16 protein-coding genes and 1 riboswitch are annotated in these 13,211 nt (G+C 54.3%); of the genes, 1 reads left to right on the plus strand and 15 read right to left on the minus strand.

The features are described 5' to 3' along the window. Positions 1-13: 13 nt before the first annotated feature. The 14 genes from MPHASIOC01_RS00750 to MPHASIOC01_RS00815 all read right to left on the minus strand — a co-directional run bounded on the left by MPHASIOC01_RS00750 (position 14) and on the right by MPHASIOC01_RS00815 (position 11,272). The gene (locus MPHASIOC01_RS00750; RefSeq protein ID WP_064597495.1) at positions 14-442 is read right to left on the minus strand and encodes a universal stress protein; all 429 of its coding nucleotides are present in this window, start codon (positions 440-442) and stop codon (positions 14-16) included. Beyond that, on the minus strand, positions 439-726 hold the full coding sequence (locus MPHASIOC01_RS00755) for a hypothetical protein (RefSeq protein WP_353613737.1): 288 nt from the start codon (positions 724-726) through the stop codon (positions 439-441). The genes MPHASIOC01_RS00750 and MPHASIOC01_RS00755 overlap by 4 nt, the downstream gene beginning before the upstream one ends. Positions 727-811: 85 nt before the next feature. Continuing rightward, positions 812-882: riboswitch (Fluoride riboswitch) on the minus strand. A gap of 80 nt (positions 883-962) precedes the next feature. Beyond that, positions 963-1,922 (minus strand): DUF523 and DUF1722 domain-containing protein, encoded by a 960-nt coding sequence (locus MPHASIOC01_RS00760; protein ID WP_353613738.1) that lies wholly within the window; start codon positions 1,920-1,922, stop codon positions 963-965. Between the two features lie 15 nt (positions 1,923-1,937). Then, positions 1,938-2,468 carry a DUF3833 domain-containing protein gene (locus tag MPHASIOC01_RS00765; protein ID WP_064597501.1) on the minus strand — a complete coding sequence of 177 codons (531 nt, stop codon included), beginning with the start codon at positions 2,466-2,468 and terminating at the stop codon, positions 1,938-1,940. Then, the gene (locus MPHASIOC01_RS00770; protein ID WP_405027784.1) at positions 2,465-3,016 is read right to left on the minus strand and encodes a hypothetical protein; all 552 of its coding nucleotides are present in this window, start codon (positions 3,014-3,016) and stop codon (positions 2,465-2,467) included. The genes MPHASIOC01_RS00765 and MPHASIOC01_RS00770 overlap by 4 nt, the downstream gene beginning before the upstream one ends. Positions 3,017-3,021: 5 nt before the next feature. Beyond that, positions 3,022-3,510: a DUF2878 domain-containing protein gene (locus MPHASIOC01_RS00775; RefSeq protein ID WP_064597503.1), complete on the minus strand. Its 489-nt coding sequence runs from the start codon at positions 3,508-3,510 to the stop codon at positions 3,022-3,024. After that, entirely contained in the window at positions 3,507-4,727 is a 1,221-nt protein-coding gene (locus MPHASIOC01_RS00780) for a cyclopropane-fatty-acyl-phospholipid synthase family protein (protein WP_064597505.1), read from the minus strand. Before MPHASIOC01_RS00780 ends, MPHASIOC01_RS00775 begins: the two co-directional genes overlap by 4 nt. Then, complete coding sequence (locus tag MPHASIOC01_RS00785) at positions 4,724-5,446, minus strand: DUF1365 domain-containing protein (RefSeq protein WP_353613739.1); 723 nt, start codon at positions 5,444-5,446, stop codon at positions 4,724-4,726. The genes MPHASIOC01_RS00780 and MPHASIOC01_RS00785 overlap by 4 nt, the downstream gene beginning before the upstream one ends. Next, complete coding sequence (locus MPHASIOC01_RS00790) at positions 5,439-6,710, minus strand: FAD-dependent oxidoreductase (protein WP_353613740.1); 1,272 nt, start codon at positions 6,708-6,710, stop codon at positions 5,439-5,441. Before MPHASIOC01_RS00790 ends, MPHASIOC01_RS00785 begins: the two co-directional genes overlap by 8 nt. Beyond that, the gene (locus MPHASIOC01_RS00795) at positions 6,707-7,426 is read right to left on the minus strand and encodes an SDR family NAD(P)-dependent oxidoreductase (protein ID WP_064597511.1); all 720 of its coding nucleotides are present in this window, start codon (positions 7,424-7,426) and stop codon (positions 6,707-6,709) included. The genes MPHASIOC01_RS00790 and MPHASIOC01_RS00795 overlap by 4 nt, the downstream gene beginning before the upstream one ends. After that, complete coding sequence (locus tag MPHASIOC01_RS00800; RefSeq protein ID WP_064597513.1) at positions 7,423-7,857, minus strand: nuclear transport factor 2 family protein; 435 nt, start codon at positions 7,855-7,857, stop codon at positions 7,423-7,425. Before MPHASIOC01_RS00800 ends, MPHASIOC01_RS00795 begins: the two co-directional genes overlap by 4 nt. Before the next feature lie 269 nt (positions 7,858-8,126). Next, positions 8,127-8,855, minus strand: coding sequence for a MerR family transcriptional regulator (locus MPHASIOC01_RS00805; protein ID WP_353613741.1), 729 nt, complete (start codon positions 8,853-8,855; stop codon positions 8,127-8,129). A gap of 151 nt (positions 8,856-9,006) precedes the next feature. Beyond that, on the minus strand, positions 9,007-10,035 hold the full coding sequence (locus tag MPHASIOC01_RS00810; protein ID WP_353613742.1) for an alpha/beta hydrolase: 1,029 nt from the start codon (positions 10,033-10,035) through the stop codon (positions 9,007-9,009). 13 nt (positions 10,036-10,048) lie between these two features. Then, complete coding sequence (locus MPHASIOC01_RS00815; protein WP_353613743.1) at positions 10,049-11,272, minus strand: MFS transporter; 1,224 nt, start codon at positions 11,270-11,272, stop codon at positions 10,049-10,051. Between the two features lie 217 nt (positions 11,273-11,489). Here MPHASIOC01_RS00815 and MPHASIOC01_RS00820 point away from each other — a divergent pair, with 217 nt between their 5' ends. Further along, complete coding sequence (locus MPHASIOC01_RS00820) at positions 11,490-12,377, plus strand: LysR family transcriptional regulator (RefSeq protein WP_353613744.1); 888 nt, start codon at positions 11,490-11,492, stop codon at positions 12,375-12,377. A 13-nt stretch (positions 12,378-12,390) separates the two neighbouring features. On the opposite strand, the gene MPHASIOC01_RS00825 is transcribed toward MPHASIOC01_RS00820, so the two are convergent. Beyond that, positions 12,391-13,095, minus strand: a complete 705-nt coding sequence (locus tag MPHASIOC01_RS00825; protein WP_353613745.1) for an SDR family NAD(P)-dependent oxidoreductase — start codon at positions 13,093-13,095, stop codon at positions 12,391-12,393. Between the last annotated feature and the right edge of the window lie 116 nt (positions 13,096-13,211).

Consider the following 13,211-nt stretch of genomic DNA (forward strand, 5'->3'; position numbering starts at 1 on the left):
TAGTCAGTTTGACTTACAGATGCCGGATAAGAACGTCGACATTCAGTTGGTTGATATAGGTCATAGAATGGGATGTCAGCAGCCCTAAAAAACGGTTGTGGTGCCCGGCAATAACCAGGTCTGCCACCTGCCGCGAGATACAAGCCTGCAGGTCTTTTATGCCCAGCGTCACCAGTTCACAAGTGTCCATATCCACTGAATCTGTGTTATCGAGTTCACTGAATATTTCACTGAACATGGCTTTCGCGCGGATAACTTCCTGTGAGACCGGGTCGTCCATCATGCTGTCGGAGACAAAATTGAGTTCGCGGTAGTCATCACTCAGGTGAGCAACCGTCACTTTGATATGCCATTCATGAGCCAGAACCAGTGCATGTTTCAGCAATGGTACGCCGTCTTCTTTGCCATGAATCAGTACCACCGCATGGGTATAGCCAGTCATGGTTTTCCTCCTGAGAGCGTGAGTGGGTTTTCCAGCCAGCGAAGTAGCTGTTTTTCCGGCTGAGCATGCCGGGAATGGTGCAGGATTTGGCGCCGCACAGCGCGGAGCCAGTAAAGTGAAGGCAGCAAGCGGGCTGGCTGATGCCGGTAAGCATCAGTGTCATCCTGCCCGAAGGCTGGTTTGCCATTTCGGCCTTCTTGCTGCGGCAGCAGCCATTTGGCGGTCACCCACGCGCTGCATATGGCATCGCTGTCGGGATTAAGGTGGCCAACAACCTGTATCATAATGAGTTCCTGAAATCAGGAAGCATGCCGGGCGTGGAAAGCAGGGAATCAAGACCAGCCTGACATACCTCTTGTGGAAATAAGAGTTACGCCAGGCGTCATCAGCCCCCTGAATGGGGCGGTTGGGTAAGGTGGAACACCATCACCTTGTGCTTTGCAGTGTGGATCTCATCGCGCTCTTTTGCAACCCCGTAACCTGGCAGAATCTGTTACGGGGTGTGAAGTGGTAAAGTGAGTTAATGCTCTGGCAAGCGCAGGCGTAGCGGTGCAGGGTACGGGGAAAAATACTTCTGGGTGGATAAATAGTCGTCCGGGTATTCAGCCAGGTAATGTTGCAACAACGTCAGTGGCGCAAGAATCGGCAGTTGCCCGCTGCGGTATTCAATAATCACATTTCTCAGTTCCGCACGTTGCCGGGCATTGAGCTGCTCGCGGAAATAACCCTGAATATGCATCAGTACATTAGTGTGGTTGCGTCGGGTGGCTGGGTGGCTCAGCAGAGCCATTAATTTTTCACGGTAGGCGGTGAAAAAGGCACCGAGGTCTTCCCATTCATGCAGGTGAGCGACAAAACGCCCCAGTTCCCGGTAACCCGCCTGGTGGTGAGCCAGTAACAGCAGTTTATAACGGCTGTGGAAAGCAAGCAGGCTCTGGCGAGTCAGGCCACTGGCGTATACCTGGTTGAGTTCGTGCAGCGCATAAATACGCAACACGAAATTCTCCCGGAGCATGGGGTCGTGCAGGCGACCATCTTCTTCAACTGGCAGCCAGGGGTAGCGGGCCATCAGCGTGGCGGTGAATATACCTGTGCCCGCTTTTTTGCCGCGCTGGTTTGCTTCATCGTACAACCTGACCCGCTCCATGCCGCAACTGGGGGATTTGGCGCAGACAATAAAACCACTTAACGAGCCGATATTATTCACGTACTTATCGGAAAATGCCTGCATTTTGTCAGTAATGTCTTCGTGTGGTTCACTACTGAACCGCAACCGGATTTCGTGTTCCGGGGTTTTTACCAGGCGAAGAGCCGGGCGGGGTGAAGGCAGGCCGACGGCCATTTCCGGGCAAACCGGGCGGAATGTTACCCAGTTTGCCAGTTCATCCATGACGAAAGGCATCCGTTTATGGCCGCCATCAAAACGCACGGTGTCGCCGGTGAGGCAGGCGCTGATACCAATTTCTGGTTTGCTGTTCATTGTCTGTTCCTTGTTTTATGGCGCTTTTTTAGTAAAAAACAGCGTGACCGTCGCGGCGGTGAAGCCGAATTTAGTCATAGTGGTTTTGTTAAACAAATGCCGATCATCCTGCAGGTACATCCAGTCATCAAAGCTTAGCAGCCAGGTTTTGCCTTTTGCCGTGACATTCATTTTGTAGTGCCAGTTAAATGCGTTTCCTTCCGCCTGCCCAACGGCAACACCTTCAATGTCGTTTGCCGTGCCGGTGTACTGGTGGTTGGCTGTGCGGCGAATGTGCCAGACACGCTGCTGTTTTTCGCCGTCGTCATATACAAAGTGTTCATTAAGAGTGAGCGTATCGCCAGTCACCTGGCCGGTTATTTCCACATGAAAACGGCGCAATTGTTTACCGCTCCGGTCCTGCACCATTCCCCAGGCCTCGGTTTGCCCATTGAAATAGCTGAAGATATCCAGCGGAGGTTGTGTGCCCTGGTAATCGTTCAGGGTGGCACTGCAACCGGTCAGCAGGGCAAGTAATGCCAGTGCGGCACGTTTAAGGAGTGTCATGGTTTTTCTCCCGTTAATTGCTGTCTTAAGTTTGGGTAAGTGGTGCGTGGATCCAGCCAGATAGCCAGAAAACGCTCGCTGAACAGGGACGACTGCTGTGGCCCGAGTTGTGAAAAAGGTGTGCCAGAACCGGGCCGATACCAAAATTGCCCCCGGTGCTGCGTGGTCACAAACGCCAGCTGGCTACCGGGGGTGACGTCAGGCCACAACTGTGCCAGTGCCTGGAGCCACATTGTGCTTTGGGGCGTATTCTGAAGAATGCCGAGTGCCTGCCACTGGTCGCGGGTGGCATCCACCAGGTCGGTATGGCTGATAGCGCGCTGGTAAGTGATAACCAGCGCCAGATCACTGCCCAGCCCGTGGTAACGGCCATCCGGGGACAGTAAGTGGGCGTGGTACAGCGTAAACGGCCCCCAGGTAAATGTGGCCGCGCCAACATTATGCCAGCGCAACCAGTCTGCGGCTTTTGTCGCCACGGGCGTCAGCAGACATGCCAGTAACGCCATAACACAGGCCAGCGTATTCAGCCGGTTGTTTCTTTTCCGCATGCAGATCATGGCTGGCTCCTGCGTAGTAACCCACACGATAACAGTGCCAGGCAGGCCCAGCCGGTGGACAGCCAGGCTAAGGCCTGCCAGACGGACCCATGAAAATTCATCGCGCCCAGGTAAGCACCCAGCAAATAAGCCAGCGGGCCTCCTGTGGCGGCGAACAAAACCAGCAACCAGGGTGGGATTGCCTGGCTGCGGGCTATCACCGACCAGACACAAGAGAACATCAGCCATAAGGCCACCATCCATAGAGGCACGAGTGTGCTGCCCTGAAAGGCGATGCGCCCGGCGAGCACATGGAACGTATCCAGACCGCAACCCACCAGTGCAATAATCAGCGCATGACGCCGGGTTCCAGGTGGCAACATGAAATACACCACCAGTGCCATGCCCAGCCACAACAAAATGCCGCGTTCACGAAACAGCACAACCAGCGTCCAGTAGATATCGAACGCTATCGCGGCCAGCCCGGTACGCAGCAGGTTGTTCATACCCGCTCCGCTGTGATTTGCACCACACTGATGGTGCGGGCGTTAAAACCGGCTTCGCAGTAGCCGAGGTAATACAGCCACATTCGGCGAAAACGTACATCAAACCCCATGCTTTCTATGCGCGGCCAGGCTTGTAAAAAACGCTGCCGCCAGTGAGCCAGGGTCCGGGCATAATCCGGCCCCATATCAAACACGTTGCGCACAACAAAATCGGTGTGACGGGTCATCAACTGGCTCATGGCGGTGAGGCTTGGCAGGAAGCCGCCGGGGAAGATATAACGCTGAATAAAGTCCACGCTGTTGCTGTAATCCTGGTAGCGCTGATCCTGAATCGTAATGGCCTGAAGCACCATTTTGCCGCCCGGGCGCAGGCGCTGCTGGCAGGTGGTGAAAAAGTGTGGCAACCAGGCTTTGCCCACCGCTTCTATCATTTCCACCGAGACAATTTTGTCGAACTGGCCGACAAGATCACGGTAGTCGCTCAATAATACGGTGACCTGGTCCTGCAACCCGGCAGCATGGATACGTGCCTGCGCGTAATCGTATTGCTCGCGGGATAATGTGGTGGTGGTGACCCGGCAGCCATAATGGCGGGCGGCATATTCTGCCAGTGCTCCCCAACCGGTGCCGATTTCCAGCAGATGATCATCGCCAGTAAGCGCCAGTTGTTCACACAGACGCTGCATTTTGGCGGTCTGCGCACTTTCCAAATCCTGGTCTGGCGCCTGGAACAGGGCGCTGGAGTAGAGTAGTTCGCGGTCAAGAAACGCGCTGTAGAATTGATTGCCCAGGTCGTAGTGGGCGGCAATATTCTTGCGCGCCTGGCGGCGATGGTTGCGGCGAAACCAGTGGCGCAGGCGTTCTGCTGGCAGGCTAAGCCAGCGAAAACCGGTTTCCAGTTTGCCCAGTACTTTGCTGTTGAGTGCCACCACCTGCAACACCTGTGTCAGGTTAGGAGAATCCCACTCACCATCCATCCAGGTTTCGGCGGCTGCCATACTGCCCCCGGTTAATATTCGCCAGTAAAGACGGGGAGAGTGAACGTGTACTTCCGCCTGGAGCGGCGCATGGGCATCACCAAACTGGCGATACTGTGAACCTTCGTGTATTACCAGGCTGCCATGTTTTAACTCAGCCAGCAACCGGAACAACGCTTTGCGGGCCAACCGGCTGTTATGGGGCAGACTGGATTCAAGGGCGTATACAGGGTCGGTCATGAGCGGGGTCTCCGGTTTGCCGGGTGCGAGTGAACCGGCACGCGTTTTAACAACAGCAACAGCGCCTGCCAGTAAATCGCGGCGACAGTTTTCACCGTCATCAGTGGGATTTTGATTAACAGGTAGCGAAGGTTTTTGCGGGTAAGCGGGCAACGGGCCAGCGTTAATGTGGCATCGAAAACTTTCGCCTGCTGGTGGTTTTCAATGTGCATATGCAACGTTTTGCCAGGCGTGTTAAAGCGCCAGTGGTACACCATCTCCATAGGGTTGAAGGGCGAAACATGGAAAACTTTATCAACCGGTTGGGTGTTGATGGCATCAATCGCATAGTAATGGCGTTCGTTCCACGGGGTGTTACGCACTTCAGCAAGGATCCAGCGCAGCTCACCTTGTTCGTTGTGGCAATAGTAAAAATTGACCGGGTTAAAATGGAAACCGAAATAGCGCAACTGGGTTAACAGCATCACTTTGCCATCCAGCCGTTGGCCGGTCAGTGTGGCGAGCCGGTCCAGTACGTTTTGCCGTAAAGGTGCGCCCAGTGGGTAATCGCGAGTATAAAACGAGGCCGCTCCCCAACGGTTAAGCCGAATGCCTGCCTCCGGCAGTTGCGCCAGCTCATCAAGGTCAATCCAGGCCATAAATACCTGGTAACTGAAATGGTGCTGGCGTGGTTGCCAGCGGCGGTGGCGTAATACCCCGTGGTACAGGCAGCTATTCATGGTGCCCCCTTGTGGCGGCAATTCCTGCCACTACATCCAGCGCGCTTCGCACACCATCTTCATGAAAACCGTTGTACCAGTAAGCACCGCAAAACCAGCTGTGTTGCTGGCCGTTGATTTCCCCCCGGCGTGCCTGAGCCTGCCAGCTTTGCGGGTTAAAGACCGGGTGTTCATAGCTAAAACGCCGCCACACCAGGTTTTCATCAATAGGCTCGGGGGGGTTGAGTGTGACGCAGAACAGTGGGCTGCCTTTCGGTAACCCTTGCAGAATATTCATGTTGTAAGTTACGCAGGCCCGGGTGTGCTCCGCGTTGTTGCTGCTCAGGCGGTAATTCCAACTGGCCCAGGCGCGCTCGCGGTCCGGTAACCAGCGCCGGTCACGGTGCAGGATAACGTCGTTTTGCTGCCAGCCAATCGCGCCCAGCACCTGTTGTTCTGCCGTGCTGGGGTTGCTGAGCAGCGCCAGGGCCTGGTTTGCATGGCAGGCGAAAATCACCTGGTCGAAATGTTCCTGAGTGTGGTTAACCGTAATTTCTACACCGCCCTGGTGGCGAGTGACCTGTTCGACAGGGGTGTTACTGCGGATGTCCAGACAACCGGCAAGGCGGGTAGTGATAGCGCGAATATATTCACGGGAGCCACCAGGCACGACATACCACTGGGGGCGCTGGGTAATATCCAGCAGGCCATGGTTGTTAAAGAACTGCAGAAACAGCGCCAGGGGAAAACGGCGCATTTCCTGCAGTGAGGACGACCAGATAGCCGCACCCATGGGCAGAATATAATGCCGGGCAAAAAAAGTATTGAACCGGTGGTGTTCCAGAAAAGTTTGCAGGGTGTCGTCATCGCCAACGGGCTGATGCAGCGCAGATTTCGCCAGGCGGTTAAAGCGCATGATTTCCGCCAGCAAATGCCAGAAACGGGGGTTGACCAGATTGGTGCGCTGGGCAAACAGAGAAGCCAGTGTGTGCCCGTTATACTCCATCCCGGTGATGGGGTTGTGCACCGAAAAACTCATTTCTGTTTTCTGGCCCAGGATCCCCAGTTCACTTAACAGCCCCATAAAACGCGGGTAGGTGCGGTCATTGTAAACAATAAACCCGGTATCAATGGCCCAGGTGCCCTGGTGTGTGTCTACATCCACTGTGGCGGTATGCCCACCGAGTGTGGGGCTGGCTTCAAACAATGTTACCTGGTGGTGCCCGGCAAGACGCCAGGCGCAGGTTAACCCGGCAATGCCGCTACCGATAATGGCGATATTCATGGTCGTACCATCCTGCGTAATAAAATGTGTTGTACGCAGGCGGGGAGTAACCCCAGTGCGCGTAACAGGAAGCTGAACCCGCAAGGAAAGGCGATATGATTTCGTCCTTTTGCCAACCCGCGGCGAATGGCTTTCACGGCCTGGTCAACGCTCACCTGGCCTGGCATAGCGAAGTCGTTGCGGCGGGTGAGTGGTGTATCGACAAAACCGGGGGAAACCAGGGTTACTGCAATGCCTTTGGGTTCCCAGTCCAGCCGCAGGCTGTTGGCAAACCAGGTGAGCGCAGCTTTTGAAGCGCCATAAGCTTCTGCGCGTGGGAAAGGTAGCCAGTGGGCCATTGAACTGACCAAAACCACACGGCTGCCGGGTTGCAGCTGTGTTTGCAGCGCCGCCAGGCAGTTTACCGGGCCAAGAAAGTTGGTGCGCATCACTCTGTCCACCAGACCGGTATCGATAGCGCCATGGTCAAGGTATTCGCAGGTTCCGGCGCACAGAACGGCGACATCCACCTGGCAGTTGAGCAGTGCCTTCTGGCAGGTGTGGGCATCGGTGATATCAAACTGGCGTGTGGTGATATTAGGGCTGTAACTTGCCAGCGCATCCAGCCTGGCCTGATCGCGCCCACAGGCGATAACCTGTACACCATCATCCGCCCAGGCTTTTGCCAGCCCTGCGCCAATACCCGAGCTGGCGCCGGTGACCAGCACCCGTTTCATGATGCCACCCGCTGTTTAACATGGCGTACCGCAATACCCAACAGTGGGATATGTTCATAGACCATACTACCTGCATCGTAGTAGTCCTGTTGCCAGGTAATACGCCCCTCGCGCACTAACAACATGGAGCAACCGGCTAATGCCAGTGGTTCGCCACCCCGCAGTTTGGGGTGTGCCCAGTGCATCACCCAACTGAGTGCCGCGCGGTCGCCCTCGCACAGTGGCTGGTCGACATCGAACCAGCAACGGGTCACGTTGCCCAGCAGATGAGCAAAGTAGTGTTCGATTGCAGAAAGGCCCTCGTGTTGGCCAAACGGGTCGATAAGCCGGGCGTCATCGTGGTATAGCGCACGTAGCTTACTGAGCGACTGGAGATCCAGCGCTCTGTAGAACGCGATGCAGTTTTCCATGACTAAGCGGGTATCGCACATAGTGTTACCTTGGTAAGTTCTTCTTCCGTAGATGACCTGGTATTTATAATACTTGTACAAAATTAATTTTTTGTACAAGTATTTGTGAAACTATTTTTAATTTTGTTTACATTTCAAAGAGATAAAGGTTATTTTTTTTGTGAGAAAAAGCAGGCGTTTTTCCATCGCAATGATGATGAAGCACAAGAGAAGAAGGTGATGCTGGCCGGGTAACAGGGTTGTTGGAGGGACGGGTGAGCGCCGCAGAGCAAAACGACGGCGGAGGATTTTTACAACAGAATGACATCCAGGGAAGCGACCTGGTCACGCCATTTTTCCAGATCTTTTTGCCGGGCCTGAGTGAGCTTACCGGTGGTGACCAGTACCCAGTGGCGCTGAGGGAACAGTGCCGGAGCCAGAATGGCTGGAGACGCAGGCAACACATCTGCCCGGCTACCCTGGCCTGAACGTTTCAGGGCTTCCAGCCACACTTCACAGGTGTCGGCCAGTTGCCAGCCCGCCAGTACATAGTTTTCGCCGGGTGCTTTGCGGTCACCATCCAGGCAAAAAGCGGTGTACCCGATGATAAGCCCGTCCAGCACTTCCCGTAGCGTCATCATAGAGGCGGTGTTTGCCGCAAGGCGGCTGCGCAGGGGGCGCAGTACATTCGCTACCAGTTCCGGCCTTGGGTAATCCCGCCCGGAATTAAAGATTAACTGGCGCAGTGATTCGATTTTGCCATCCTGCAGGCGTTGCAGCATGGTTTCCTGTAACGCCTGCCAGTTATTGGTCTGGCGTTGGGTTGGCCGCTCCAGCAGAGGTTTTATCTGGCTGACTGGCACACCTTTTTTAATCCAGTCGAGAATTTTCAGTGCCTGGGTTACATCATCGTCGTTGTACTGGCGGTGACCGCCTTCAGTGCGCAGCGGTTTCAGCAGCCCGTAGCGGCGCTGCCAGGCACGCAATGTGGTGGCGTTAATGCCACAAAGCTGTGCGAATTCACCGATGGAGTAAGACATGATGCGTTTCCATTCTGAGTAGTACGACGATTTATATTATGGGTAAACGTCGGCGGAATGGAAGTGGGTAGTTGGATGTTGCCCGCAAGGTGTTACTGGCAAGGTGTTGGGCAAAGTGTGTCAGCCGGGGGGTGACCCCGGCTGTGGCAGATTACTTCAGGTTAGTTTTAAAGAAAGATGTCAGTTTGGCGAAAGGGATCAGGTCTGCGCGGTCATACAGGTCTACATGCCCGGCATTTGGCACCACATACAATTCTTTCGGCTGAGCGGCACGTTTGTATGCATCTTCGCTGAACTCACGCGAATGTGCGTGATCCCCGGTGATAAACAACATCGGACGTGGCGAAATAGTCTCAATGTCGTTGAACGGGTAGAAGTTCATAAATTTACCAATACTGCTCAGCATTGGTTTGGTAGTCAGCTCCGCTTTCTCACCTTTTGGCGTGTACGCACCGCGTGGAGTGCGGTAGAAATCATAGAACTCGCGCTGAATGGCCGGGGTGCTGTCATCCAGTTTGTTTACTGTGCCGGGAATATAGGCAATTTCACCACCGGTAAATTCTTTAAAGCGCTGGGCTGCGGCGGCTGCAATAAATGCTTTGCGTTGCTCAACAGTTTGCGAATGGTTCAGCCCGTTACGGAATGCTGCACCCATGTTGTACATACTTACTGTAGCTACCGCTTTCAGACGCGGGTCGATTTTGGCTGCGCTGATGGCAAAGCTACCACTGCCGCAAATCCCCAGCACACCAATTTTCTCCGGGTCTACAAAAGACTGGGTGCTCAGGTAGTCCACTGCCGCACTGAAATCATCAGTATAAATTTCGGGTGAAATCAGATGGCCTGGTTTCCCGGCGCTTTCTCCCCAGAAGGATAAATCAATCGCCAGGGTGGCAAACCCCTGTTCCGCCAGTTTCTGGGCGTACAGGCTGGAGCTTTGCTCTTTAACTGCCCCCATGGGATGCCCGATAACAATAGCCGGGAGTTTGGTACCTGGTGTGGCGTTTTTCGGGGTGAACAGCATGCCGACCACATCCATCTGATACTGGTTTTTGAAGGTCACTTTCTCAGCATTGACCTTGTCGCTTTTGTAAAAATTGTCTGCACCGTGTGACATATCGGCTCCTGTGGCTGCGAAGGTACTGACTAGCAGCCCGAACAGCAGGGTTAACATTTTCATGGGAGATACCTTGTTATTTAATGACCGGGGATGCGGGGTGATACCCGCCAGTTTGTTGCGCTTTACGCGCGGTATAGCCTGTCAGGCTGGCGGCCAGGATTAACAGCACGCCGCTGAGGGCGAAAGTGCTTTGCCAGCCTGCGTGGTCGAAAGCCAGTCCACCCAGTGTCGAACCCGTGGCAATCGACAGTTGTACTATGGCGACCATCAGGCCACCGCCCGCTTCGGCGTTTTCTGGCAGGGTATGGGCGACCCATGTCCACCAGCCAACGGGCGCGGATGTTGCCAGCAAGCCCCAGAGACCTAAAAACAACGCAACCAGCCACAAGTGATGCCCAAAACCAATTAGCAGTACGGCAATCAAAGCCATACATAATGGGATGGACAACAGTGTTGGGTAAAAGCCTTGTTTCAGTGCTGAGCCAATCAACAACGTGCCGATAAAGCCCGTCACTCCGAGAACCAGTAACAGTGTGGAAAGAACCGGCAGGCTGACATGGGTGACATTTTCCAAAAACGGACGCAAATAGGTAAACAGGGCGAACTGCCCCATAAAGAACAGCCCACAAGCTGCCATTCCAGTAAGCACTAACGGGTTTTTGAGTAACCCCAGTGCGGAATGGTGGGCATCATTATTTTGGGTTGATGTGGCTTTCATGGCTGGCAGGCTTGTCCATTGCCAGACAAGTGCCAGCAGTGCGACCGGAACCAGGCAGAAAAAAGCGCCCCGCCAGCCAATCATACCGGCCAGAAAACTCCCCATTGGTGCAGAGATGACCGTTGCCAGCGCGTTGCCACCGTTAAAAATAGCCAGGGCTCGCGGAACCTGGTGGCGTGGTACCAGGCGCATGGCACAGGCAGCGGACATTGACCAGAACCCACCAATCACTATGCCGATTAGCGCGCGGCCAACCATGTAGACTGAATAGTTGGGTGCAAATGTAATCACCATACCGGATATCGCCATCAGTACGGTAAAACCCAGGAGAACGCTTTTGCGATCCAGGCTGGCGGTTAAGCGCGATGCTGACAGACTGGTGAGCACGGCCAGTGCGCCTGAAATAGCAATGCCCTGGCCTGCCAGCCCTTCGCTGACCTGCAGGTCATGAGCCAGCGGTGTTAACAGACTGACTGGCATAAATTCAGAGGCCACCAGAGCAAAGACACATAAAGTCATAGCCAGTACACCGCTCCAGCAGGCGCGGTCCGGGGATGTGTTATGTGATGTCGCTGTCATAGTGAATTACCTTTTTCATCCGTGATATTCAGGCAAGCCGGGGCCGGGCCTTTATTCACGGGAATAAAAACAAAAATAAACAGATGGATTAACGGGATAAGCGCTATTGCGTGGTGGAAATTTTACACGGGTATCGTATGCTGACTAGCTAATGAATACTTAATACACTTATAAGTTATGTTTATAAATTGGTTGTCGTTATAGCCGGGGAGATAAAGTGAAACGTAACCTTAATGATCTGTTGTCTTTCGTGACCGTCGCCCGGGAAGGCAGCTTTACGCGCGCTGCGGCACAATTGGGCGTAACTCAACCAGCATTAAGCCAGGCGATTACCGGTCTGGAAAACCGTATGAAAATTCGCCTGATTACCCGCACCACCCGCAGTCTTTCACTGACGGCTGCTGGTGAGCGGTTATTACAGGCAATTGGCAACCGGTTCGATGAAATTGAGTCTGAACTGGAAATGCTGACAGAATTACGCGACAAGCCTGCGGGGACGGTACGCATAACTTGTGGCCCCAATGTGTTGCAATCCATTCTGTTACCCAAACTGGCGCCGTTGTTACGTGAATATCCGGATATTAATTTGGAGTTCGATGCTAACCATGGCTTCCGTAATATTGTGGCCGACCGTTTCGATGCCGGGGTGCGCCTGGGAGACACTATCGACAAAGATATGATTGCCGTACCTATTGGCCCGCCATTACGCATGGCTGCTGTGGCTTCGGCGGATTATTTTTCCCGGCACCCCGCTCCGCACACCCCGCATGACCTGGTGCGTCACAACTGTATTAATATGCGCCAGGCCAGTTCTGGCGGCTTGTATGTGTGGGAGTTCGACCAGGACACCGGGCCTGTGAATGTGCGGGTAAACGGGCAACTAACCTTCAATACTTCCGCGCATATGGTGGATGCAGCCCTGGCCGGGCTGGGGATTGCATTTTTACCTGCGGAAGAGTTTGCGCCGCATATCGAAGAGGGTCGGCTTATTCAGGTGCTTGAATCCTGGTGTGCGCCTTTCCCGGGGTATTATTTGTATTACCCCAGCCGTAAACAGCCCTCACCCGCTTTCCGTTTAGTGGTGGACGCCCTGCGGGTTACCTGACAAACCGCATGATTTACCACGGCACTGTGTTCCCTTTGAAATCAAGGTATTCCAGGCCTGGTTTGGCTTGTTTCTCCAGTAACACATTCACCAGGCTGGGAATCGTTTCTTCGAGGGTCAAGGGCGCTTGTGGCCCACCCAGCGCTGTGCGGATCCAGCCCGGAGCCATACTCACCAGCGCCCGCTCTGTGCCTGCCTGGCGTGCAGCAAAGCTGCGCATAAACATGTTTAGTGCGGCTTTACTACCCCGATACAGTTCACGCTGGCCGTTAATATTGTTGGTAATACTGCCCTGCCCGGAAGACATCACACCCAGCAGGGCGCGGGAATGCGTATGTTTTTCCAGCTTTTCCAGAACGCGCATGGGGGCCAGCGCATTGGTGGTCATCACCTGAATAAATTCCTCTGTGGTGATTTCGCCAATAGTTTGCGACGGGTCCCGGTTTGTGGTGCCAGCGTTCACAAACAGCATGTCGAACTGGCTGCCGTTAAGCCGTGCATCCAGAGCGGCCAGTTGCAAGTCGTCGCACATATCCAGTATTTCAATCTGCAGTTGCCCGGGCCAGGCATCCGCCAGTGCATGCAAAGGGGTTTGTTCACTGCGCACTGTGCCGGTGACATGCCAGCCTTTTGCCAGAAATTGTTCCGCCATGGCCAGGCCGATACCACGAGATGCGCCAATCAGCAGAACAGAGGGTACAAACGAAGGAAGAGACATAACAGCTCCTTGAATAATATTGGGTGACGTTTCTTACTGTAGTGCGGTGTGATATAAGGCGGAAGACGCAGGTGATGCATTAATAACCTGCACCAAACGCCCTGTATCAGCATTCC

The organism is Mangrovibacter phragmitis (assembly GCF_040429585.1).
Lineage (GTDB): Bacteria > Pseudomonadota > Gammaproteobacteria > Enterobacterales > Enterobacteriaceae > Mangrovibacter > Mangrovibacter phragmitis.

Excerpts from the sequence above, each read along its gene's own strand:
- MPHASIOC01_RS00775 (WP_064597503.1), bottom strand. The coding sequence starts at position 3,510 with ATGAACAACCTGCTGCGTACCGGGCTGGCCGCGATAGCGTTCGATATC.
- MPHASIOC01_RS00825 (WP_353613745.1), bottom strand. The coding sequence starts at position 13,095 with ATGTCTCTTCCTTCGTTTGTACCCTCTGTTCTGCTGATTGGCGCATCT.
- MPHASIOC01_RS00810 (WP_353613742.1), bottom strand. The coding sequence starts at position 10,035 with ATGAAAATGTTAACCCTGCTGTTCGGGCTGCTAGTCAGTACCTTCGCA.
- MPHASIOC01_RS00780 (WP_064597505.1), bottom strand. The coding sequence starts at position 4,727 with ATGACCGACCCTGTATACGCCCTTGAATCCAGTCTGCCCCATAACAGC.
- MPHASIOC01_RS00760 (WP_353613738.1), bottom strand. The coding sequence starts at position 1,922 with ATGAACAGCAAACCAGAAATTGGTATCAGCGCCTGCCTCACCGGCGAC.
- MPHASIOC01_RS00795 (WP_064597511.1), bottom strand. The coding sequence starts at position 7,426 with ATGAAACGGGTGCTGGTCACCGGCGCCAGCTCGGGTATTGGCGCAGGG.
- MPHASIOC01_RS00750 (WP_064597495.1), bottom strand. The coding sequence starts at position 442 with ATGACTGGCTATACCCATGCGGTGGTACTGATTCATGGCAAAGAAGAC.
- MPHASIOC01_RS00770 (WP_405027784.1), bottom strand. The coding sequence starts at position 3,016 with ATGCGGAAAAGAAACAACCGGCTGAATACGCTGGCCTGTGTTATGGCG.
- MPHASIOC01_RS00800 (WP_064597513.1), bottom strand. The coding sequence starts at position 7,857 with ATGTGCGATACCCGCTTAGTCATGGAAAACTGCATCGCGTTCTACAGA.
- MPHASIOC01_RS00790 (WP_353613740.1), bottom strand. The coding sequence starts at position 6,710 with ATGAATATCGCCATTATCGGTAGCGGCATTGCCGGGTTAACCTGCGCC.
- MPHASIOC01_RS00805 (WP_353613741.1), bottom strand. The coding sequence starts at position 8,855 with ATGTCTTACTCCATCGGTGAATTCGCACAGCTTTGTGGCATTAACGCC.
- MPHASIOC01_RS00785 (WP_353613739.1), bottom strand. The coding sequence starts at position 5,446 with ATGAATAGCTGCCTGTACCACGGGGTATTACGCCACCGCCGCTGGCAA.
- MPHASIOC01_RS00815 (WP_353613743.1), bottom strand. The coding sequence starts at position 11,272 with ATGACAGCGACATCACATAACACATCCCCGGACCGCGCCTGCTGGAGC.
- MPHASIOC01_RS00755 (WP_353613737.1), bottom strand. The coding sequence starts at position 726 with ATGATACAGGTTGTTGGCCACCTTAATCCCGACAGCGATGCCATATGC.
- MPHASIOC01_RS00765 (WP_064597501.1), bottom strand. The coding sequence starts at position 2,468 with ATGACACTCCTTAAACGTGCCGCACTGGCATTACTTGCCCTGCTGACC.